Raw genomic sequence first — 24,092 nt, 5'->3', positions numbered from 1 at the left:
CCAGTTAAAATTAAATATTTTTGGTGGATGTTACCCCTCAGTCAATTTCAGGATTTTATTGAACAGCAAAAATTATTTGTTCAGGGTAATCGCATTCTTTTGGCGGTAAGCGGGGGGAAGGACTCCGTTTTAATGTTGCATTTATTTAAGGCAATAGGCGTTGATATTGGTGTGGCACATTGTAACTTTAATTTGCGTGCCGATGAAGCGCAACGCGATGAAAGTTTTGTTGCATTATTGGCCAAAAATTTTGAGTTACCATTCTATGTAACGCATTTTGATACCAAAAAATATGCAGCCGAAAATAAAATTTCTACCCAGATGGCGGCGCGTGAATTACGCTACAATTGGTTTGAAGAAATCAGGCGTACAGCTGGGTATGATTACATGGCACTGGCACAACATCAGAATGATGCAGTAGAAACCCTGCTCATTAACCTTACCCGTGGCACGGGTATAAGCGGACTGCATGGTATTTTACCTAAACGAGATTTGCTGATCAGGCCTTTACTTTTTTTAAACCGCCAGCAGATTGATGAAATAGTAAGGGTTAATAATATAGATTTTGTAGAAGATAGTTCAAACGCGAGTACAAAATACACCAGGAATAAAATCAGACTAGAGGTGGTGCCGCATCTGCAGGCGATCAACCCTAATCTCGAAAAAACATTTGTTGAAAATATCGAGCGTTTCGCTGAGCTGGAGACTTTTTTAACGATTCAGGTACAGAAACTTGCTCATGAGATCCTGGATAAAAGGAATGATGGTATTTATATTTCCTTAGCTGAAATTTTCAGATTAAATCCACAAAAACTACTGCTTTATGAATTACTTAAGCCATTCAATTTTAGTGAAAACGTGGTGCATGAAATTATAGCTGGTTTAAAGGCATTAAGCGGTACGCATTTTTTTAGCACTACACACCAGGCCATTATCAACAGAAACGATCTGGTTATTGTTGAAAAGAGTGTATCGGTTACGGCTAATCAATTTATCCATCCCACAACAGAAAATATTGCATTTGGCAATGTAGAAATTTCATTGGTGTTTACCAGGGAAGTGAAATTTGAAGTGAATCTGAACAAAGCTTTTATTAATGCAGATAAATTGATTTTTCCCTTGGTATTGCGGAACTGGCAAAATGGAGATAAATTTATACCATTGGGTATGCGCAACCCTAAAAAGGTAAGTGATTACTTTATTGATGAGAAAGTGCCTTTACATTTGAAGAAGGTTACACCGATTTTGGTTAACGGAAACGGTGAAATTATTTGGATTGCCGGCATGCGGCAGGATAACCGATACAAATTAACTACAGCAACAAAAAAAGTTGCTATATTCGAACTCAAAATTAAATAAGTGGAAAGCAAATACGCCTATATCGAAAAACAATACATTGGCCGTGATTATGTCCGTATTTTCATCAGGTTGATTATGGCTGCGTTCTGTTTTGCTGCTTATGTTTATGAACGTGATCGCGACAATACGCAGGATCTTTTCCTGGTTGTAGGCTTCGGCATCATAGGTGTTTCTATGCTTTTACTTTTCCTGATCCAGTACAAAATCGTGGTAGACAATGGAAGCATTATCTTAGATGGCCTGTGGACAACCAAACGCGTTAAGATTGACCTTAATAGTATTGTTGATGTACGTAAGGCTACCTATAGTCGTTATTTTTTCAATAATCCGGTTTACAACCTGCACACCAAAGGAACGATCCGTTTTTATTCATCTGGTAAGGATGCTGTGGTGCTAACCGATCGGGATGGTTTAGAGTATTTTATTGGTACGCAACGTCCAAATGAACTTTTCCTTGTAATTAAAGAGGAAATGAGAAATCTGAAATAGTTTCTGATAAGCTGGATCTGAGATCGAAAAAATGTGAGTTGTAAAGGCAATCTGGAAGCTGCAAATGTTTTAGAAAGCAGTTGCAGTAGATTATGGGGCAATCCTGTCCCGCTATCTCTGCTGCTGCCGTTAGAAAGAACGGCGAGCATTCGTTCTATCGGGTTTAGGTTTGTCGGGTTTATGCTACTATGTCTGTTTTCTCTGCTACCGCCTTAAGTTTTTAGCCCTGATTGTAGCGACAGCCCCGAGGTACGAGGGCTATAGCGTAAAGCAGGAACTAGCTTTGATAGGTCCGAAAAGCCCTGCGCTCCAAAATAAAGACATGAGACATTACAAACGATAGATAATCATCCTGCAATTTACATTAACGTCGCTATTACCACTCCCGAAAAACATAAACAAAGAAAGGTCGCCATTTTTATTGCAATAAACCGACACGCATTATAGATTAAAATCGGCTACATTTGCGGTAACAACAATACATTTACAATGAAGATAGGAATTGTTTGCTATCCCACTTTTGGTGGTAGTGGAGTAGTTGCAACAGAACTAGGTAAAGCGCTGGCTAACGAAGGGCACCAGGTTCACTTTATTACTTATAGTCAGCCTGCCAGGCTCGATTTCTTTTCTTCCAATCTTTTTTATCACGAGGTATCGGTAAGAGACTACCCGCTTTTCGATTATGCCCCGTATGAATCGGCACTGGCCAGTAAACTAGTAGATGTTGTTCGTTTTGAGCAACTGGATGTATTACATGTTCATTATGCCATTCCACACGCTTCGGCTGCTTTTATGGCGAAGCAGATTCTGGCAAGTTATGGCCTTCATATCCCCGTGGTTACTACTTTGCATGGTACCGATATTACGTTAGTGGGTAAAGATCCAACCTACAAACCCGTGGTTACTTTTTCTATTAACCAAAGCGATGGTGTAACTACCGTTTCAGAAGATTTGAAAGAGGATACCTATAACCATTTTGAAATTACAAAAGAAATTAAGGTAATACCCAATTTTATAGATTTCTCACGCTTTAGTTTGCAGGCAAAAGGACACTTTAAAAAAGCAATTGCACCAAATAACGAGCGCATTTTAATCCACACCAGTAATTTCAGAAAAGTGAAACGTACGGCTGATGTAATCAGGATTTTTGAAAAAGTACAGTCCGTTATTCCATCGAAACTATTAATGGTAGGCGATGGGCCTGAACGCGCTTACGATGAACAACTTTGCCGCTCTCTGAATATTTGTGAAAATGTGAGGTTTTTGGGGAAACAAGATGCGGTAGAAGAAATCTTATCCGTTTCCGATCTTTTTTTAATGCCTTCAGAATCTGAAAGCTTTGGTTTGGCTGCATTAGAAGCAATGGCTTGTAAAGTGCCGGCAATTACCACGAATGCCGGTGGTTTGCCTGAACTTAATGTTGATGGGTTTTGTGGTTATATGAGCAATGTTGGTGATGTTGAGGCAATGGCTGCCCATGCCATTGAAATTTTAAAAGACGACGAAACGCTAAACCAATTTAAAGAAAATGCGTTTAAAAGGGCGCAGGATTTTGATCTGAAAAAGATTCTACCGGTTTATGTTAGCTATTATCAAGAAGTAATGGAGAATTCTTTGCAGCCTAAACATTAACTGACTAAATTTTTCTTGTATTTTATGCTTTAATTACGGCCAAAGAGATGTTTATGGATTATAATCCATATTAATTTATACATGTCTGTTTAAAATACTTAATTATTGCAAAGGGATACCTTGGCCGATTATTCGTATCGGTAATATTAACAAATTAAACTTTCTCAAAATCAAATGATTATAAATCGTATCTTTGCAGCTTGAAACGGTTTGGTATTTGGAAATTCCCAAATCATTTCGAGAAAATTAAAAAGAGGTTATCCCAAATGAAGAAAATAGTTGATTACAGAAAGCTTTTAAACGTAGATAAAAATGCTGAATTAAAGGAGCTCAAATCTGTGTACCGTACATTGATGAAAGATTGTCACCCTGATAAATTTCAGCAGGAAGAAGAGAAGTTGGATGCAGAAGCGAGAAGTAAACAGATTATCGAAGCTTATCATTTCCTGGTGAGTATTGCGCCGGAAACGCGTGAACAAAACATTGAAACTTACACACAAACAACTACTTTGTCGAATATTCAGGATTTTGAATACAAACAACAGGTTTTAAATATCCAGTTTTTTGATGGAAGTGTTTATGAATATTTTGACGTGCCAAAAGCAATCTATGTGAAACTGGTGAATGCTGATTCTCCTGGTCGCTTCGCCCGCAGGCATATTTTTAATGAATTTCCCTATCGTAATGTGTCGAGGGTTGCAGAACCGGCATAATACATGATAATATTTATCTCAAAGGCTCCGATGAAAACCGGGGCCTTTTTTATGTCGTTTATGGCAATTGTTCAGTATTTATCATGCTTTAAATGCCTGAAACAAGTTCAGGGACGATTGCTTGTGGAAATCCGTCATACTGAACTTGTTTCAGTATCTATTATTCTATAAAGATCCTGAATTAAATTCGCTTATTGGTTATTCAAAATCTAGGTATTCAGACTCTTCTATCCGTAGAGTTAAGCGCAGCAGCTCTACGGATTTATGAATAGCGCTGAGTTTATAACTCAGCAATCTTAACGGTTCACAGACTCATATCCTTTCGGTAATCCGTAGAGCCTTCGGAACGCTATGGATAGATGTGAAATTTAAACATTTAGCAACTAAAAATTAAAATACTCTGACCAGTGTAGTTCCTTTGGTAAATGCTGGTTGCTAAACTCAAGATGAATTAACCTTCTTTTTTTATGATTGCTTGTTCTACTTGAACTATGAAGCAGCAACGGTTTCATAATCATGAGGCTGCCCCTGTTTACGTTGCAGCTTACTTCGTTTTCAATGCTCCAGTCGATCGTTTCGGGACGGTAAATACCTTTACGGTGAGAATTGGTGATTACTTTGAGCGCACCATTCCGCTCATTGGTATCATCAAGATGGATGCGAATGGTAAAATTCCCTTCAAGGATATGAAGAGGTGGCTGAACGGCGAACTGATCATGTTTTCTGGTATAAGGTCCATATCCAGGAATTTTCGCGTTATGGTCAACCGAAATGGTTAAGTCCTGATGATAGGGACAAACCAATTCGATGTTTCGGGTTTGTCAAAGTAAATTGATTTAACCAGAAAGTAATCTTTGCCGAAAAGCTCTTTTACGATGGCTTTTACTTTCTGATTGAATATGAGATCAACTGTGTCAGGAACTTCTTTTAAAAATCGACGTATCGCAAAGAGATCTTCAGATTTTCTAAAGGTTTCTTTTGTAGAATCTGCCATTTTAATAGCCGAAAGGATCGCTTCAACTTCCTGTTCTGTAAATACATGATCAATCACGGAAAATCCTAATTCCTGGATTTCCATTTTAATAGCAGCTAAATCCACTGATTAATTATTTAAAACAATTTTGTGCCCATGCATTTTTATATATTTCTGAATTAGCTTTAATGAGGATTTTAATTGCGGATCTTCCAATCGAAATCTTCCATGAACAAAGTTGACGTTAATCAAAAAGCAGGCATACCGGAGCGCCAACATCAATTCTTTTGCCGCTATCGGTTAATTTGCCGGTGTTTTTATTCCTGTTAAAAATAACGATGTTATTGGTGTACTGGTGTCCGATCAAAAGAAATTTTCCAGTCGGGTCAATGGTGAAGTTCCTCGGTCCTTTACCTAACGTACTTAGGGTTTCAATGAATTTTAATTTACCATTTGGCAGTATTGAGAAGGCAGAAATGCTGTTGGCATCTCCCCGGTTAGTTTCATAAAGAAATTTTCCATCTGCAGAAACGTGGATATCTGCACCATCAATTTTTCCTGTGAAATCTTTTGGGGTAGTACCAATTTCCTGGATTTTGGTTAGTGTTCCGTTCGCATAAGCAAAAGCAGTTATGCTACCATTAAATTCGTGCGCCAGATAGGCAAATTTCCCATTTGGACTAAAAGTAATGTGTCGTGGTCCGCTACCGGCATTCGTTTTAAGGACCGATTTTATGGTTAATATTTCTTCTTTTGCAGTTGGGTTATAGTTGTAAATATAAGTTTGATCTTCACCCAGGTCATTAACAATTAAATATCGATGATCTGGTGTAAATTTAACCATATGTACATGAGCGCTTTCCTGTCTGCCCTTAGGGTCAATGCTTTTTCCGGTATGTTTAATGATCTGTAAAGCTTCTGTTAAAGAGCCATCTGCTTTTCGTGAAAATACGGCTAAACTTCCGCCGCTATAATTAGCCACAATGACGTTTTTGTTATCTACGGTAATGTAACATGGATCTGCACCATCACTATCAACCTTGTTTAGTAAAGTTAGTTTTCCGCTTGCCGCATCATACTTGAACGCGCTAACCGTACTGGTAGCTCCGGTTTCGTTAACCGCATAAATAAATTGATGATCTGGTGAAGAGGCCAGATAGCTTGGGTTTGCCGTATTTTTTGTAACGCTTTTTATGGATGTGGCAGCTGTTGCAGAATTGAAATCATAAATATAAATCCCTTCACTTTTTCCAGGTGCGGTATAAGTGCCAACAATCAGGTTGTAATTGCTTTTTTGGGCAAATGTTAAGGTAGATAGTATCGTGAGTGTAAGCAATGAACTGAATTTTTTCATGAAACAATGATGTTGATTTTAACAAATATAAAGAAAGTATGTTACGGAGGTACTGAAAATACGCAAGATGTTTCGTGATTGATCGTCGTTATCGTCCTCGTTTAACGCGGATGAGTAGAGAGGTGCATTTTTAATGCATGTTCATTGCTGGACGATATAATCGTCTTTCTCCTGCATCCTCGTTAAAAACGGAGACGATGGTGGATTTAAAAAACAGTAAACTAAAAGAGGCTGTCTCACAAGTCCCTTTTTCAAAAATTGTGCAAAATAAAATTTGCCTCAAATCTTTAATAGGATAAAAAAGGGCAATTCTCCAAATTGAAAATTGCCCTTTTTACATTCGAGTTTGGCCATTTTTGGTATTCTGCCAAATTAAATTCCGAGAAGGCTGTCTTGTTTTTATTTTTGAGACAGCCTCTTATGCTATTTAATTAGATGTTTAATCTGGATCAATTCATGCTCTTCAAGATAGCGCCATCTGCCACGTGGCAGGTCTTTCTTGGTTAAATTGCCATAAACCACACGGTCTAATTTTTCTACGTTATAACCTAAGTGTTCAAAAATACGGCGAACAATCCTGTTTTTACCACTGTGGATCTGAATGCCGATTTCTTTTTTGGTGCCACCTGCAACGTAAGAAATGTTGTCCGGTTTAATTAAGCCATCTTCAAGCTCTAAACCAAACGCAATTTTATTTAAATCGCCTTGTGATAAAGCTTTGTCCAATTCTACATTGTAGATTTTAGTGATACCGTTTTTAGGATGCGACAATTTATCGGCTAAATCACCATCATTTGTCATTAACAACAAACCAGTGGTATTGCGGTCTAAGCGACCAACCGGATAAATACGTTCACGACTTGCTTTATCAACTAATTGCATTACCGTACGGCGTTCCTGAGGATCATCCGTAGTGGTAATGTAATCTTTTGGTTTATTCAGTAGAACGTAAACTTTTTTCTCGCGTTTTAGTAATTCCCCGTTATAACGAACCAAATCTTTTGCCGGATCTACTTTGTGTCCCAGTTCGGTAATGGCTTCGCCGTTCACGGTAATAATGCCGGCAGTGATCAGTTCGTCGGCTTTACGACGTGAGCAGATGCCTGCATTTGAAATATATCTGTTTAGGCGAATCAAGCCTTTGTCTTCATTCGTTTTACGGCCTTGGGTGATAACAGTGCGCTCCGGGCGGTTAAATTCTGTATCTCTTGGCTTTGCTTCCTCACGTTTTCTAAACGGACGTGTATCGCCTTCCCTTGGCTCTCTGGGTTTTACATCTCTTGAACTTCCTGCACTTGGTTTGAAGTCAGATTTGCCTCTTGACTTGTAATCTTTGTAGCCGCCCTCTCTCGGTTTAAAATCGCGCGAATCTCCATCCTTAGCTCTGAAATCGCGTTCTCCTGTTCTTGGCTTATAATCTCTTGCACCACCATCTCTTGTTTTAAAATCCCTTTCTCCTGTTCTTGGTTTGTAGCCTCTCGACCCGCCATCTCTCGATTTGAAGTCACGGTCGCTAGTTCTGGGCTTGTAATCTCTTGATTTAGCACCACGATCTTCTGAGCTTGAATCTTTAGATTTAAATTCACGATCTCCAAATTTGAAACTCTGCGGTTCTGCATCTTTTGATTTAAAGTCACGTCCGCCTGATCTTGGTTTGAAATCTTTTTTGTCTCCGAAAGATTTCGATTTGAAATCTTTACCATCCGAGCTTCTGGGTCTGAAGCCATCTTTTGAATCGGATGATTTTTTGAATTTGCTGTCTTTGTCGTCTGACCTTCTTCTGTCAGATCCGGCCGAACTGCTTCTGCCTTCTGTTTTCCGACTGCCTGATTTGGACTTGTCATCCCGACTGTTCCTGTTGTTTTTATTTATCATGATACGCTTTTAACGCATTAAAAATGCGGGCTGCAAATTTATGAAAAAATGGTGAACATAACAATTATCCGGGCGGAAAAAGCAGATAAAAAAATAGCCTCTAAAATAGGTAAAATCGCTTAGAAATCCAAATTTAAAATCCGCGTTTAAAGGGGTTTAAAGGCCGATCTTTTCACTTAATTTCGTAACTATTTGATAGTGTGATTATTATTTTTTAGCTTTGCCGACGTTTTTATTAAGTTTCACCAAAAAAAGGAGGAGAATGTTAAAGAAACACATCGTACCATTTTCAGTAGTGGCAACACTATTTATCTTGGCAAAAGTGTTCACTTACCAAATGCCCTTAACAAAAAAAAGTCTTTTTAAGGAAGAAAAATTAAGCTCTACAATAACAAAAACTGATAGCATAAAAGTTGAAGACGTTGTGAAACCTCTTTCTCTAATGGCCCAGTTAAATTTCGCGGATGAAACCCTGCCTTTGGGCGATAAAAGGGTGGAAAGAAAAATGAAAAAGATTTTGGCCGCACACAGTTACAAGAACACACACACTAATCTTTTGCACCAGAAAGCAGCAAAATGGTTTCCGGTTATCGAGCCAATACTTGCCGCTTACGGTATCCCGAATGATTTTAAGTATTTGGCCCTGGTCGAATCTGGAATGACTGAAGGAACTTCAACAAAAGGTGCAGCAGGGATCTGGCAGTTTATGCCGGGTACCGCCCGTAATTATGGATTAAAGGTAAACGGGAATGTTGATGAGCGCTATAATTTGCGCAAATCTACTATTGCAGCCTGTAAATACATTAAAGAAATGTATAAAGGTTTAGAAAGCTGGACATTGGTGGCTGCGGCTTACAATGTTGGCGACGGGCGTTTGCGTAAGCAGATCAATAATCAAAATCAGGATAATTACTACAAAATGAAGCTGAACCGAGAAACAGGGGGCTACGTTTACAAAGTAATTTCAATGAAGCAGATTATGGAACACCCAAAACGTTACGGTTACAAAAAACCGAGGGTATTATTAGCCTATAACGGCGAATAATATAATTAAGATAAAGACAAGCATTTGGTAAGGCGTCCCGGTTTCAAAATCGGGACGCTTTTTTTTGTAAGGTGATTACACAGATTATGGGATTACACCGATTCGTTTGCATCATGCTAACCAATCAATAGTTTTCGGTTATCGATTTTCAGTTTAGCGTGTATAAATTTCGGGCATTGCTAACCCCTAAAATGAATGACTATTGAACCGATAAACCTTTGTGCCGTAGATATACGGATAACGCAGAAGATCTTTCGTTACGTCATCCTGAATTTATTTCAGGATCTTTAATGGGGAGAAATCGATATTTCAGATGGAAAGATGCCTAATGGATAAATCCCGAGATGGGTTCAGGATAACGATCGCGTGTGGCCATCAGTATAAATGGTGTTCGATCGACTAATCAATTAACCAACAAATGATCATTGAATTTACGCCAACCGCTTTTCGCTTTACGCTCAAAACCTTTTCTTTGCATATGTTCAAACTGCGGATCAATAAAATAATCAATCAACCCGGCGATAATATTACTTTTCAATTTGAAGAGCTGGATGAATATCCTGCATATTTACCGGGACAATTTTTATCATTGGTTTTTCAGGTAAAACACCGTGAGTTAAGAAGATCATATTCTTTTAACAGTTCGCCTGATGTTGATGAGCCTTTGGCTATCACGGTGAAGAGGGTAGAAAATGGGGAAATCTCCAGGTTTTTACATCATAAAACTGCTGTAAGTGATATTCTTTTGGCACAAGAACCGCAAGGCCTGTTCAGTTATATTGCAGATGAAAATCTGGAACGCGATCTTTTTCTTTTTGCTGCAGGTGTTGGAATTACCCCATTATTTTCCATTTTGAAAACGGCATTGGTGCGGGAGCAAAAATCGTTGGTTACACTGATTTACAGTAATCGATCGAAAGAGGAAGCTTTATTTTATGAAGAATTGGTCGAATGGCAACAGAAATATCCCGAAAGATTAAAGATTATCTGGATTTTCAGTAATGGCAAAAACTTAATGACGGCCAGGCTAAATAAATTTTATATCGAAAAACTAATTAAAGAGCATTTACATTTCGATCGGGACCAGGTGCTGTTTTACACTTGCGGGCCCGTAATTTATATGGATTTATGCCGTATCACTTTATTAGGTTTGGGATTCGATATTAAACAGATTAAAAGAGAAACTTTTGTTTTGCCGGAGGATGAAGTTGATGAAGATGACAGCTCTGAAAAAATAGTCGATAAAAATACCTATTCCGTTGTTTTAAACTTTGAAGGCGAAACCTATCATCTCGATGTGCCCTGGCCAAAAAGAATTCTGGATGTTGCGCTTGAAAATAAGATCAAATTACCCTACAGCTGCCGTGGGGGTGTATGTAGTACCTGTGTAGCCAATTGTACCAGGGGCGGGGTAAGGATGGATTATAATGAAGTACTGACCGATGATGAATTGGAAAGGGGAAGGGTGTTGGTTTGTACTGGGCACCCTACAGAGAATGGGACTACGATAGTTTGGTAAATTGTCGGGCTATGATCCATTTGTCTTTTTTTGCCTTTAGTATCATTTAGATTAAATCATCGTTTGTAATCCTGTAAAATGTAATCGTCATGCTGAATTTATTTCAGCATCTTTTATTGATATAGACCCTGAAATAAATTTACTCCGTAGCTTTCCGCTTCGATACAGGTCAGGGTGACGATACGATAAACACAAAACATATTTGTTATTAATCATGTTTTAGCATGTGATTTCTGCAGAAATTAATGCTGATATTATGACAATTAATCCTTAATACAGCTTGGTTATAACTTTCTTTTTGATAAAATTTTTAGCATTTTTGCAGATTGAAATCTGGTCGTTTTTAAGCCCGGGTTTTGACCCCAACTTTAAATAAAATATGAGCAATAAATCTGTCGACCTCGGTGAGCAAAAGGATGTAGAAGTATACGGTGCGAGGGTACATAATTTAAAGAATATAGACGTTAGCTTTCCGCGAAACGAACTTGTGGTGATTACAGGCTTAAGTGGCAGCGGTAAATCTTCCCTTGCTTTTGATACCATTTACGCTGAAGGCCAGCGCCGGTACATGGAAACATTCAGTGCCTACAGCCGTCAGTTCATGGGCGGTATGGAGCGTCCGGATGTAGACAAAGTTTCGGGTTTAAGTCCGGTTATTGCCATTGAGCAGAAAACCACCAGTAAGAACCCCCGCTCTACCGTAGGTACCATTACCGAAATTTACGATTTTATGCGTTTGCTTTATGCGCGCGTGGCTGATGCCTATTCGTACAATACGGGTGAGAAAATGGAGCGGATGAGTGAAGACCAGATCCTACAGAATATCTTTAATAAATTTGATGGTTTAGCGGTAAATATACTGGCGCCTGTAGTTAAAGGTAGGAAAGGACACTACCGTGAACTTTTTGAGCAGATCCGTAAACAGGGTTATGTTAAAGTGCGTGTAGATGGGGAGATTAAGGATATTACCGCTAAAATGCAGGTAGACCGTTATAAAATCCACGATATTGAAGTGGTGATTGACCGTTTAATTGTTGATGTAAAAGATAAAAAACGTCTGCTCGATTCCTTGCAAACCGCAATGAAAATGGGTAAAGGAGTGATTAAAATAAGCGATAAGGATAATAATGTAGCGCATTTTAGTAAATTTTTAATGTGTCCAACCACAGGTATTTCTTATGATGAACCTCAACCAAATAGTTTTTCGTTCAATTCGCCTTATGGCGCCTGTGAGCGTTGCGATGGTTTAGGATATATTTTCGTGGTTGATAAAGAATCGGTTATCCCTAATCCTAAATTGAGCATTTTAAATGGGGGTTTAGCACCCTTGGGCGAATACCGCGATATCTGGATGTTTCAGGTATTAAAAGCGTTGGCTAAAAAATACAGTTTCTCGCTTTCTACGCCAATTGAAAAATTAAGCGACGAAGTCATCAATATTATTTTAAACGGTTCACCCGATCTGGTCAAAGTTGAGGTAGAATACAACAAGTGGAACGTTCAGAATTATAACATCACGTTTGATGGGATAATTAAAATGCTTGAGGAGCAGAACGAAAAAAGAAGCGAATCTGCATCCGACGATATGGACGAATTCAGGAAACTGAAAACCTGTCCGGAGTGTCATGGTGCCCGCTTGAAAAAGGAAAGTCTGCATTTTAAGGTTGACGGCAAAAACATTTTCGAGCTCTCTTCAATGGATATCAACAACCTCCACCAATGGTTCGAAAAAGTTGATGAGCGCTTGTCTGACCGCCAGAATATTATTGCCAAAGAAATTTTAAAGGAAATTAAAGCCAGAATTGGTTTTTTAACTGACGTAGGGCTAACCTATTTAACTTTAGATCGTACAGCGCGTACACTATCCGGTGGTGAGGCACAACGTATCCGCTTAGCTACCCAGATTGGTTCGCAGTTAATGAATGTGATGTACATTCTCGACGAACCAAGTATTGGTTTGCACCAGCGTGATAATGAACGTTTGATCAATGCATTGAAGAACCTCCGGGATTTAGGAAATACTGTTTTGGTTGTAGAACACGATAAGGATATGATCCTGGAAGCTGATTGGGTAATTGACGTTGGTCCTGGTGCAGGTATTCATGGTGGAACCGTGGTTGCGGAGGGAACCGCCGCAAAAATCCTTAAATCCAACACTTTAACCGCTGATTATTTGAACGGTAAAAGGAGCATTGAAGTACCAAAAGTCCGCAGAAAAGGCAACGGGCATAAATTATCGCTCATTAAAGCTACCGGACATAATTTAAAGGAGGTTTCTGTCGATTTTCCTTTGGGTAAATTTATTGCTGTAACCGGTGTTTCGGGCAGTGGGAAATCGAGTTTAATTACAGAGACATTATATCCGATTTTAAATCATCATTTCTTTAGGGCCAAAAAAACACCTTTGCCTTACGAAAAGATCAATGGCTTAAAAGAAATTGATAAGGTAATTGAAATTGATCAGGCACCGATTGGCAGAACCCCACGCTCAAATCCATCAACCTACACAGGTGTTTTCTCTGACATCAGGAATTTGTTTGTGCAGTTGCCAGAAGCCAAAATCCGTGGCTATAAACCAGGCCGTTTTTCTTTCAACGTAAAGGGTGGTCGTTGCGAAACCTGTCAGGGAGCAGGTTTAAAGGTAATCGAAATGAACTTTTTACCGGATGTACAGGTACCATGCGAAGAGTGTGGTGGAAGAAGATACAACAGGGAAACTCTGGAGGTGCGTTTCCGTGGAAAATCAATCAGTGATGTGTTGGATATGAGTATCGAAGATGCCTGTACGTTCTTTGAAAATATTCCAATCATTTATAGAAAAATCAAAACCTTAAAGGATGTAGGTTTGGGTTATATCACTTTGGGGCAATCGTCGGTTACTTTATCAGGAGGAGAGGCACAGCGAGTTAAACTGGCAACAGAACTCTCTAAAAAGGATACCGGAAAAACGTTCTACATTTTAGATGAACCTACAACCGGACTACACTTTGAAGATATTAATGTGCTTCTGGGCGTTTTGCAGGAGCTGGTTGATAAGGGAAATACGGTTTTGGTTATCGAACATAATTTAGATGTAGTTAAAGTTGCCGACTGGGTAATTGATTTGGGTGAAGAAGGTGGTGCTGGCGGCGGAAGGATTTTGTTTGAAGGTACACCGGAGGGTTTAATCCAGAATCCAATCAGTTTGACAGGTAAATTTTTGAAAAAGGAAATGGAGTATAATCCCCAGTCCCCAGTCGGAAGTCCGGAGTCTACAGCCAAAGCACCAAGAAAAAGTAAGGCCGGAAAGAAATAGAATTCTTGTACAGGTATCAAGAATCAGCAAATCCATCTTGATACCTGATACTTATTACTTGATACTATAATAAAACATGATCTTCACTGATACCCATACCCATTTATATTACGAGCAGGATGCCGGGAAACAAGCCCTGTTAATGGAGCGTTGTTTTGAAAACAATGTGAACCGTTTGTTTTTGCCAAATGTTGATGCAAAATCAATTGCGATGATTGATGACCTGGTAGCAAAATATCCCAATAACTGCTTTGCGATGGCCGGCCTGCATCCCTGTGATGTAAAAGAAGATTACCTGGCGTTGTTGGATGAAATATATAACAGTATTGCAGGGCGAAAAATTTATGCCATAGGCGAAATCGGGATTGATTTATATTGGGACAAATCTACCCTGGCCATTCAGCAGGATGCATTCCGTAAACAGATAGGCTGGGCAAAAAGCTTAGGGTTGCCGATCGTGATTCATTGCAGAGAAGCGTTTGAAGAGGTTTTTGAAGTGTTGGAAAGTGAAAGAGATGAGAAATTGCGTGGCATATTCCATTGTTTCACCGGAAATTTGGCGCAGGCAAAACAAGCTATTGATTTAAACTTTTATTTAGGCATTGGTGGTGTGGTTACCTATAAAAAAGCAGGTTTGGATGCCGTGATTGCTGATATTCCTTTGGTTTATCTCGTTTTAGAGACCGATTCTCCTTATCTGGCACCAGTTCCTTTCCGTGGTAAACCCAATGAAAGCAGTTACCTGATTTATATCGCCCAAAAACTAGCCGATATCTATGGCGTTTCCATTGAACAGATTGCAGCGGTAACGACTCAAAATTCGAAAGAGATTTTTGGAGTTTAATTAATTCGTCATTGCGAGAAGGCTTTTTCAGCCGACGAAGCAATCTATTTAGCAGGTTTAATCCTCATCTGTCCACAGCGGTCGGAACGCTGTGGATACAAAATGGAACAGAAGCTCTGACTCGTTGTGATTATTGCGTTTTCGATCAATTTCATTACCAGGGCGTAGAGACGCTGCGCTTACCCGACGGACAGGATTGTGAAGAGATTGCAGTGGTAACAAGTCAAAATTCGAAAGAGATTTTTGGAGTTTAGGTTTAGTTGAGAGTCCTAATCAAGGCTAAACTGGCTATCATTTCGATTGAAGTGCAGCGTAATGAAAGAGATCTGTTCTCAAGATGATGTCGTTCTTGAATAATAAATTATGTAATTACTGATGTTAAAATTGTAAAATTGATAATTTAATATCCTTAATATTGTTATTTATTGCTAATTTAAAAATATAGCGGGATCATTTCTAAATTTTTAGTTTCTTTGTGATGAGCAACCTTCACTAAACCAAATGACCAAAATACTTATTATCTATACCGGTGGCACCATTGGTATGGTTAACGACCCTACAAACGGAATGTTGGTTCCGTTTGATTTCGAGCAGATCAAAGAAAACGTTCCAGAACTGAGCCGTTTGGATTATCATTTAGATGTACATTCCTTTAATCCGGTTTTGGATTCATCAAATATGGATCCTGAAATATGGAAAACCCTTGCAGAACTGGTTTATAACAAATATGATCAGTATGATGGCTTTGTGATCCTGCACGGATCAGATACCATGGCCTTTACTGCTTCTGCACTAAGTTTTATGCTCGAGAATCTGGATAAACCTGTTGTTTTGACCGGGTCTCAGCTGCCAATTGGCGAAATCAGGACCGATGCGAAAGAGAACCTGATTACTGCTTTAGAGATTGCCGCAACTAAAGAAGATGGCAAAGCACTTTTTCCTGAAGTTTGTATTTATTTTGATGCACAATTATTCAGGGGCAACCGTTCTATAAAATACAATAGCGAAAAATTTGAGGCTTTCCGATCACCCAATTATCCTGTACTGGCAGAGGCTGGGGTACATTTGCAGTTTCACAGAAATTATATTTTAAAAGCTACCGGCGGCAAGTTAAAACTTCATGCCAATTTTAATGCTAACATTGGCGTGCTGAAATTATACCCTGGAATTACACCACAAGCGGTTCAGGCTATTACCGATTCTAAAGTAGATGCCATTATTTTAGAAACTTTTGGTTCAGGCAATACCTCTACTGCGCGATGGTTTTTAGATAGTTTGCGACAGGCCATTTTAAACGGGAAAATTATTATTGATATTTCCCAATGTAAAAAAGGCTCTGTGCAGTTAGGTCGCTACGAAACCAGCAGGGAATTGTTGAAAATGGGCATTGTAAGTGGTTACGATTTAACTTTTGAGGCTACGGTTACCAAACTGATGTTCGTAATGGGCCTGGGCTTAACGGTAGAAGAAAGCCGTAAACTGATGGATGAATCATTAAGAGGGGAGCTGACAAAGGATTAAATGCTAGTCGGGATTTGTAATCCCGTCTCTTGAACTAACGATTTTAAATCTTTAAAACTAGTAAGGTCGGGATTGCAAATCTCAACCAACGAAGTGAATCGTTGCGGAAATAGCTGACGAAGGATTAACGTCTCCAGCGTTTATAACATTTTTTTAAGGAAATGAGCAGTTTGCGCTCTTTTGGAGGTTTTCAGTCCCGCTCACGCTTCTGCCGATGAAGAATTGGCATCTCGATTCGATCGGGTTTAGAGACAAAGGATAAGTGCAATTGACTAAATTTACCAAAGTGCAGTATTTAACGTGATGTAAGGAACAGGCCTTTCGGTTATAAACCTGACAGCAGCGGCAGCTCCTGATTTTTTTATCGGGACTAAGCGAATGGCAGGGCTTTACTGGCCATAAACAACAAAACGTTCGTTTTCAAATAAAACGATTAAGATTTAGCATTACTAAATTTAATATCCAGATAAGCTGTATCACGCACCAAAATAAGTAAAACTTCTGCAATTATGAGCAACATCATTTCGGTTATCACTATTTAGCCCTATTTTTGCTATAATAGATCGTCGTGTTGAACTTGTTTCAGCATCTTTCTGGTAAGACCCTGAAATAAATTCAGGGTGACGTCACGAAGAAACATGAAAATAGAACAAATATATACAGGTTGCCTGGCAGAAGCTGCTTATTACATTGAGAGTGAAGGCGAAGCTGCAATAGTAGATCCTTTAAGAGAAGTTGGAACATATCTAAAGAAAGCAGAAAGAGCGGGCGCTACCATTAAATATATTTTCGAAACGCATTTTCATGCAGATTTTGTTTCGGGTCATGTAGATTTGGCCGAAAAATCGGGTGCTGAAATTATTTACGGGCCAACTGCAAAAACCGAATTTAAAGCGCATATTGCCAAAGATGGTGAGCAATTTAAAGTCGGAAACCTAACCATTACTGCGTTACACACACCAGGGCATACCTTAGAATCGACCACTTATCTTTTAACTGATGAAAACGGTAAAGACCATTGCATTTTTAGTGGCGATACCCTGTTTATTGGTGATGTCGGCCGTCCGGATTTAGCACAGAAAGGTAATTTAACAATGAATGATTTAGCCGGGATGCTTTATGATTCGTTAAATGAAAAGATAAAGCCACTAGCTGATGATGTAATTGTTTATCCTGCCCATGGTGCCGGCTCGGCCTGTGGCAAGAGCATGAGTAAAGAAACTTTTGATACTTTAGGTCACCAGAAACAAGTAAATTACGCCTTAAAGGCGGAAACGAAAGAACAGTTTATTGCCGAAGTAACGGAGGGTATTTTGCCTCCACCACAATATTTTGCTAAAAATGCTGCCATTAATAAAGGCGGAGTAGAAAGTATTGATGATATTTACGAAAAGGGATTGAATGCACTAACTCCCCAACAATTTGAGGATCTGGCGAATCAAACGGGTGCCGTTATGCTGGATACACGTGATCCGCAGGTTTTTGCAAAAGGCTTTATTCCAAATTCGATCAATATCGGTTTAAACGGACAGTTTGCGCCTTGGGTTGGGGCGTTGATTAGCGATTTACAACAGCCGATTTTATTGATTACCGACCAGGGGAAAGAGCAGGAAACGATTACGCGTTTAACCCGGGTTGGTTATGACAATACGATTGGATATCTGGATGGAAGTTTCGAAAGATGGATAGATGCGGGAAAAGAAATAGATACGATTGAAACAATTTCTGCTGATGCTTTTGAAGCAGCCGCCTCAAATGATGAAATCACTGCACTCGATGTACGTAAGCCAGGTGAGTATGAAGCCGAACACCTGGAATTTACCCTGAGCCGTCCGTTGGATTTTATTAACGACTGGACTGGCGAGATCGATCCTAAAGCTACCTATTACGTTCACTGTGCAGGTGGTTACCGCTCGATGATTGCTGCTTCCATTTTAAAGTCGCGTGGAGTAGAAAATGTGATAGATGTGGCCGGTGGTTATGGTGCAATAAAAAATACCGGTTTAAAAAGAACAGATTTCAGCTGTCCGAGTAAAGCAATGAAGGTGTAATAGCGACAAGATTGTTATTTTGAGCGTAACGTACTTATTCTATAATACTTATGCCCAAATGGTATTCTTTTGATAATTATCCAATCGGGATGATTTTATATTGATGTTTTTGTAATATCAATTACCACTATATATCATGTTTTATTCCTTTAAAATCTAATTTCAGCAATTCCTCATAAGCATTTTTCTCAATTCCCAATAATTTGGCAAAGGCTGGTTCGGTTTTATAACCTTGTTTTTTTAGGGCTATAATCTCCTGCCTGAATTCCTCTCCTTTTTCCAGAAGTAATCGATATTCAATTAACATATGGCGATAGGCATTTTGCTTTATTGTTGGTATAGGCTGACCAAAAATTTCAACTTCAAAGCCACCCAAAAAGAAACTGACATTGATGGATTGCAAGGTCGGGTTTTCAGTGATTTTAAAGCCTTTTTCGTTTTGGAAATGATTGGTCAACATTTTGATAAAAGCGGTTTTATCCTGGATACAACAGATGATGTCAAGATCGCTGCTTTCAATGTCTATATTAATGGGTATGGTGCCGACTAAAATAGGTTGATATAGTGCAAGTTTTTCTAAAATTTTATTAGCGGCTAAAATTTGATAGGCTGTCTTTTGCTTCTTATTTCCGAATTGTAGATAGGAAATGTTAAGAAAGTTGATCATTTGAATCGAATTATTGTCAAGTTAATAAACATAAATTTAAGGAATCTTAGAATGGTTAACGCTATCCTTACAGTTAAGCGCATTGTCTCTACGGATTATTGAATGGATTTGAGTTGTTAACTCAGCAAAAAGTGAGCCGGACACTCTTTACCATGATTTAATCAGTAGGCCCCTTCTGAACGCTATGTATAGATGGGAACCCGTTCCTCTCGAGATGATGGAACTTCATAAAAAAAAGCCTGTCTCATGGTTGAGACAGGCTTCGATTTATCTAAATTTTGTCCGTTGGAATATTAATCTTCAACAATTTCACTGTTTAAGCTTACATCATCCTTTACATCTTCTTTAAAGTAGCTTTTCTGAAAGATAAGGATTAAGATTACCCCAACTGAAATTGCAGCGTCTGCAAGATTAAAAACGGGTCTGAAAAAAACAAATTCTTCGCCTCCCCAAATTGGAAACCAGGTAGGGAAATGACCTTCGGCAATCGGGAAGTAGAACATATCAACCACACGGCCATGAAACCAGGTTTCATATCCATAAATCTTGCCATAAAAAACTGAATCGATAATGTTTCCTAAGGCGCCGGAAAAAATCAAAGCGACGTTTAGAATTAAACCGCGGTGATATTTATGCTTGATCAGATAGTGCAGGCCATAACCAATTCCTGCTACAGCAGCAATACGGAAAAGCGATAAGGCTAGTTTACCAAATTCGCCACCGAACTCCATTCCAAAGGCCATTCCATTATTTTCGGTAAAATGAATAATAAACCATTTACCAATAATATGGAACTCCTGTCCAAGGTACATATGCGTTTTAACCCAGGTTTTAACCAGTTGATCGGCCAGTAAAACCAAAAAGATTACAATTAAAGGTTTTGTATAGCCTTTCATTAACTCTGCTTTAATTTAGCTTCCATGCTTAAAGTAGCATGAGGAACAGCACGTAAACGTTCTTTTTGGATTAATTTACCCGTTTCGCGGCAAATACCATAAGTTTTGTTCTCGATACGTACCAACGCGTTCTCCAGATTATCGATAAATTTTTTCTGACGGGCAGCCAATTGATTGATCTGCTCTTTCTCCATTGTTGCAGAACCGTCTTCTAACGTTTTGTAAGCGCCTGAAGTATCTTCTGTTCCATTGGCGTTAGGATTACTTAAAGATGCCGTTAAAGCATTAAGTTCCTCTTTTGCCATGCGTAATTTATCTTGAATTAATTCTTTAAACTCCTGTAATTCACTGTCTGAGTAGCGTGTTTTGTTGCTGTTTTCCATGTTCTTTTCTAATTTTCTAATATATGGATTTATATTTTAGTTACTGAAATGCTTAACTCAACATCATCAATCACGATTTTGTTTGCATTATTTACAGCATCTGTCAATTCAAATTCATTGGCTAATATTTCGGCACAAATGTAATCCTTGTTTTTAGCAACTGCGCTGGCTACCAGATTATCATTTTGTAATGAAACTTTAATCCTGTCAGTTACTTCAAAGTTTAATTCTTTTCGTAAGTTCTGGATTCTGTTAACCAATTCGCGCGAAATACCTTCCTGTTTAAGCGCTTCAGAAATGGTTACATCCAAAGCAACGGTTAAACTGCCTATATTGGTTACCTGCCATCCCGGAATATCTTCAGCAAAAACCTCAACATCATCATTCAGGTCAATGGCATGTTGAATGTTGTTGGTGCCGAAAACGTTGATGTAGCCATCAACTTCCAAACGTTGGATATCATCCTGCGTCATGTTCTCTAAAGCTTCCTTTACGATGCTCATATCCTTACCCACTTTTTTACCCAGCGATTTAAAGTTTGGTTTCAGCTTTTTCTTTACGATGCCATGTGTATCGGTGATGAATTCAATATGTTTCACATTGGTTTCCGAAAGGATATAATCGGCAACTCTAGAAATCTTTTTTTCAAAATCACCATTTAGAGAAGGGATCAGAATTTTCTCCAACGGCTGGCGAACATTAATACCTGATTTTTTACGCAACGATAAAACCATCGAAGAGATATCCTGTGCATAAACCATTCTTTCATTCAGCGCATTATCTGTTAAACCTGGATCAGCTTCTTTCCATAAGGTTAAGTGAACCGATTCTTCTGCATGGGCATCGGTAACGGTTAAGTTTCTGTATAACCAATCGGCAAAGAAAGGTGCTACAGGACTCATTAACTGGGCCAGGGTTTCTAAACAGGTGTAAAGTGTTTCGTAAGCAGCGCGTTTATCATCAGTCATTTCGCCCTTCCAGAAACGGCGGCGGCTTAACCTGATGTACCAGTTACTTAAATGTTCATCAACAAAAGTCTGGATGGCGCGGGTAGCTTTGGTTGGCTCATAAGTATTGTAGCTCTCATCAACTTCGCTGATCAGGTTTTGTAATAACGACAAGATCCAGCGGTCTAATTCAGTCCTGTCTTCAACTTTGCTTAAGGTGTTTTTGTCGATTTCGAATTTATCGATATTGGCATACAGGGCAAAGAAAGCGTAGGTATTGTAAAGTGTTCCAAAGAATTTACGGCGCACTTCATCTAAACCTTCCAAACTAAATTTAAGGTTATCCCATGGAGATGCATTGCTGATCATGTACCAGCGGGTAGCATCGGCACTGTAAGTTTCGATGGTGCTGAACGGATCAACGGCATTGCCCAGGCGTTTAGACATTTTGTTACCGTTTTTATCCAATACCAAACCGTTTGAGACAACATTTTTAAAGGCTACCCCGGGGTTACCCACTTTTGCATTTACCGCTTTAATGTCATCGCTGGCTTCGCTTAACATTACCGCAATGGCATGTAAGGTAAAGAACCAGCCTCTCGTTTGGTCTACACCTTCTGCGATAAAATCAGCCGCATAAGCATTTTCAAACTCTTCCTTGTTTTCAAAAGGGAAGTGCCATTGTGCATAAGGCATGGCGCCGCTATCAAACCAAACGTCGATCAGGTCAGTTTCGCGGGTCATTTTTTCGCCTTTTGATGAAGTTAAAATCACATCATCAACATAAGGACGGTGCATATCCTTCAGTTCGAAACCTGCCGGCATAAAGCCAGCTTCTATCGATTTTGCAATCTCGGCGTTTAAATCAGCGATAGAACCGATACATTTCTCCTCTGTGCCATCAGCTGTGCGCCAGATCGGCAATGGTGTTCCCCAATAACGCGAACGCGATAAGTTCCAGTCGACGAGGTTTTCCAGCCAGTTACCGAAACGGCCTGTTCCGGTCGATTCCGGTTTCCAGTTGATTCCTTTGTTTAATTCCACCATTTTATCCTTAACGGCAGTGGTTTTGATAAACCAGCTGTCTAATGGATAGTATAAAACCGGTTTATCGGTTCTCCAGCAATGTGGATAGGTGTGCACGTATTTCTCAACCTTAAAGGCTTTATTCTCTTCTTTTAACTGGATGGCGATTTCTACGTCAACTGATTTTTCAGGCGCTTCACCATCTTTATAATATTCGTTTTTAACGTATTTGCCACCATAGTTTCCGCCTAATGATGCAATAAATTTACCTTGCAGATCAACCAGTGGAACGGCATTGCCTTTTTCATCCAAAACGAGCATTGGCGGTACTTCAGGTGTAGCCAGTTTAGCTACCCGGGCATCATCCGCACCAAATGTAGGTGCAGTGTGTACGATACCGGTACCATCTTCGGTAGTTACGAAGTCGCCGGAAATTACCCTGAAAGCATTTTCAGGATTTTGGTAAGGCAGTGCATAAGGTAATAACTGTTCGTATTTAATCCCTACTAAATCTGCACCTACAAATTCTGCTAAAACCGTATATGGTATTTTTTTATCTTCAGCTTTATAGTTTACAAAAGCGTCGTCGCCTTCAGCTAAGAAATATTTGCCCGAAAATTGTTTGCCTACCAGGGCTTTCGCCAGTACCACCTGGATCGGTTCAAAAGTATACTGATTAAATGTTTTAACCAGTACATAATCGATCTTCGGTCCTACGGTTAATGCCGTGTTACTTGGCAATGTCCACGGGGTGGTTGTCCAGGCTAAAAAGTGAACCGTACCAAAACCTTTTAATGCCTCGGGTAAGGTAGACTCGATAGTTTTAAACTGCGCCACAATAGTGGTATCGCTTACATCCTTATAAGTACCTGGCTGGTTCAGTTCGTGCGAACTTAAGCCTGTACCCGCCGCAGGCGAATAAGGTTGAACGGTATAACCTTTATATAAAAATCCTTTGTCGTAAAGCTGTTTTAAGATCCACCAAAGGGTTTCGATGTATTCATTTTCGTAAGTGATGTATGGATTTTCAAGGTCAACCCAGTAGCCCATTTTCTCGGTCAGGTCGTTCCAAACATCCGTGTAACGCATTACCTCCGTACGGCAGGCTTCGTTATATTCATCTACACTGATTTTTTTACCGATATCTTCTTTGGTAATGCCCAGTTTTTTCTCCACAGCCAGTTCAATCGGAAGACCATGTGTGTCCCAACCACCTTTACGCTTAACCTGATAACCTTTTAAAGTTTTATAGCGGCAAAAAATATCCTTAATTGCGCGCGCCATTACATGGTGAATCCCTGGCATGCCATTGGCAGAGGGTGGGCCTTCGTAAAAAGTAAACGGATTAGATTTAGGACGCGAAGAAATGCTTTTTTCAAAGATGTTTTCTTTTTTCCAAAAATCTAATATTTCCTGCCCTATTTTGGCAAGTTCCAGTTGTTTAAATTCGCTATACATCAATCAAATACCTCAAAAAATTAAAGGTTGCAAAGTTAACAGAAT

18 protein-coding genes are annotated in these 24,092 nt (G+C 39.2%); 10 read left to right on the top strand and 8 right to left on the bottom strand.

Going from position 1 to position 24,092, the window contains the following annotated elements:
- Window positions 1–27: 27 nt before the first annotated feature.
- The 4 genes from tilS to DV942_RS09825 all read left to right on the top strand — a co-directional run bounded on the left by tilS (window position 28) and on the right by DV942_RS09825 (window position 4,193).
- Entirely contained in the window at window positions 28–1,359 is a 1,332-nt protein-coding gene (gene tilS / locus DV942_RS09840) for a tRNA lysidine(34) synthetase TilS (protein WP_145857175.1), read from the top strand.
- A complete protein-coding gene (locus tag DV942_RS09835) occupies window positions 1,360–1,848 on the top strand; it encodes a hypothetical protein (protein ID WP_090988355.1) in 489 nt (162 codons plus the stop codon).
- Window positions 1,849–2,337: 489 nt separating this feature from the next.
- Entirely contained in the window at window positions 2,338–3,480 is a 1,143-nt protein-coding gene (bshA, locus tag DV942_RS09830; protein ID WP_145857173.1) for an N-acetyl-alpha-D-glucosaminyl L-malate synthase BshA, read from the top strand.
- Window positions 3,481–3,746: 266 nt separating this feature from the next.
- The gene (locus DV942_RS09825; RefSeq protein WP_090988377.1) at window positions 3,747–4,193 is read left to right on the top strand and encodes a KTSC domain-containing protein; all 447 of its coding nucleotides are present in this window, start codon (window positions 3,747–3,749) and stop codon (window positions 4,191–4,193) included.
- 383 nt (window positions 4,194–4,576) lie between these two features.
- On the opposite strand, the gene DV942_RS24140 is transcribed toward DV942_RS09825, so the two are convergent.
- From DV942_RS24140 to DV942_RS09810, 4 genes are all read right to left on the bottom strand, one after another.
- Window positions 4,577–4,996, bottom strand: a complete 420-nt coding sequence (locus DV942_RS24140) for a phytanoyl-CoA dioxygenase family protein (RefSeq protein WP_222431183.1) — start codon at window positions 4,994–4,996, stop codon at window positions 4,577–4,579.
- Complete coding sequence (locus tag DV942_RS23690) at window positions 4,969–5,292, bottom strand: hypothetical protein (RefSeq protein WP_222431182.1); 324 nt, start codon at window positions 5,290–5,292, stop codon at window positions 4,969–4,971. The genes DV942_RS24140 and DV942_RS23690 overlap by 28 nt, the downstream gene beginning before the upstream one ends.
- Window positions 5,293–5,410: 118 nt before the next feature.
- Window positions 5,411–6,520: a lactonase family protein gene (locus DV942_RS09815; RefSeq protein WP_145857172.1), complete on the bottom strand. Its 1,110-nt coding sequence runs from the start codon at window positions 6,518–6,520 to the stop codon at window positions 5,411–5,413.
- Between the two features lie 423 nt (window positions 6,521–6,943).
- Window positions 6,944–8,395 (bottom strand): pseudouridine synthase, encoded by a 1,452-nt coding sequence (locus DV942_RS09810; RefSeq protein ID WP_090984210.1) that lies wholly within the window; start codon window positions 8,393–8,395, stop codon window positions 6,944–6,946.
- Between the two features lie 262 nt (window positions 8,396–8,657).
- Here DV942_RS09810 and DV942_RS09805 point away from each other — a divergent pair, with 262 nt between their 5' ends.
- The 6 genes from DV942_RS09805 to DV942_RS09780 all read left to right on the top strand — a co-directional run bounded on the left by DV942_RS09805 (window position 8,658) and on the right by DV942_RS09780 (window position 18,670).
- The gene (locus DV942_RS09805; protein WP_145857170.1) at window positions 8,658–9,440 is read left to right on the top strand and encodes a lytic transglycosylase domain-containing protein; all 783 of its coding nucleotides are present in this window, start codon (window positions 8,658–8,660) and stop codon (window positions 9,438–9,440) included.
- A 418-nt stretch (window positions 9,441–9,858) separates the two neighbouring features.
- Window positions 9,859–10,959: a ferredoxin--NADP reductase gene (locus DV942_RS09800; protein WP_342354908.1), complete on the top strand. Its 1,101-nt coding sequence runs from the start codon at window positions 9,859–9,861 to the stop codon at window positions 10,957–10,959.
- A 379-nt stretch (window positions 10,960–11,338) separates the two neighbouring features.
- A complete protein-coding gene (gene uvrA, locus DV942_RS09795; RefSeq protein ID WP_145857168.1) occupies window positions 11,339–14,254 on the top strand; it encodes an excinuclease ABC subunit UvrA in 2,916 nt (971 codons plus the stop codon).
- 76 nt (window positions 14,255–14,330) lie between these two features.
- A complete protein-coding gene (locus DV942_RS09790; RefSeq protein ID WP_145857166.1) occupies window positions 14,331–15,098 on the top strand; it encodes a TatD family hydrolase in 768 nt (255 codons plus the stop codon).
- 501 nt (window positions 15,099–15,599) lie between these two features.
- Window positions 15,600–16,619 (top strand): asparaginase, encoded by a 1,020-nt coding sequence (locus tag DV942_RS09785; RefSeq protein ID WP_145857164.1) that lies wholly within the window; start codon window positions 15,600–15,602, stop codon window positions 16,617–16,619.
- Window positions 16,620–17,257: 638 nt separating this feature from the next.
- A complete protein-coding gene (locus tag DV942_RS09780; protein ID WP_145857162.1) occupies window positions 17,258–18,670 on the top strand; it encodes an MBL fold metallo-hydrolase in 1,413 nt (470 codons plus the stop codon).
- Window positions 18,671–18,797: 127 nt separating this feature from the next.
- On the opposite strand, the gene DV942_RS09775 is transcribed toward DV942_RS09780, so the two are convergent.
- The 4 genes from DV942_RS09775 to ileS all read right to left on the bottom strand — a co-directional run bounded on the left by DV942_RS09775 (window position 18,798) and on the right by ileS (window position 24,047).
- Window positions 18,798–19,337 carry a DUF4269 domain-containing protein gene (locus DV942_RS09775; RefSeq protein ID WP_145857160.1) on the bottom strand — a complete coding sequence of 180 codons (540 nt, stop codon included), beginning with the start codon at window positions 19,335–19,337 and terminating at the stop codon, window positions 18,798–18,800.
- Between the two features lie 293 nt (window positions 19,338–19,630).
- A complete protein-coding gene (locus tag DV942_RS09770; protein WP_090984198.1) occupies window positions 19,631–20,233 on the bottom strand; it encodes a lipoprotein signal peptidase in 603 nt (200 codons plus the stop codon).
- Window positions 20,233–20,616, bottom strand: coding sequence for a TraR/DksA family transcriptional regulator (locus DV942_RS09765; protein WP_090984197.1), 384 nt, complete (start codon window positions 20,614–20,616; stop codon window positions 20,233–20,235). The genes DV942_RS09770 and DV942_RS09765 overlap by 1 nt, the downstream gene beginning before the upstream one ends.
- 29 nt (window positions 20,617–20,645) lie before the next feature.
- Window positions 20,646–24,047, bottom strand: coding sequence for an isoleucine--tRNA ligase (gene ileS / locus DV942_RS09760; protein WP_145857158.1), 3,402 nt, complete (start codon window positions 24,045–24,047; stop codon window positions 20,646–20,648).
- Window positions 24,048–24,092 lie beyond the last annotated feature (45 nt).

It is taken from the genome of Pedobacter suwonensis, assembly GCF_007833675.1.
Taxonomy (GTDB): domain Bacteria; phylum Bacteroidota; class Bacteroidia; order Sphingobacteriales; family Sphingobacteriaceae; genus Pedobacter; species Pedobacter suwonensis.
This window is presented reverse-complemented; position numbering and strand designations above follow the sequence as displayed.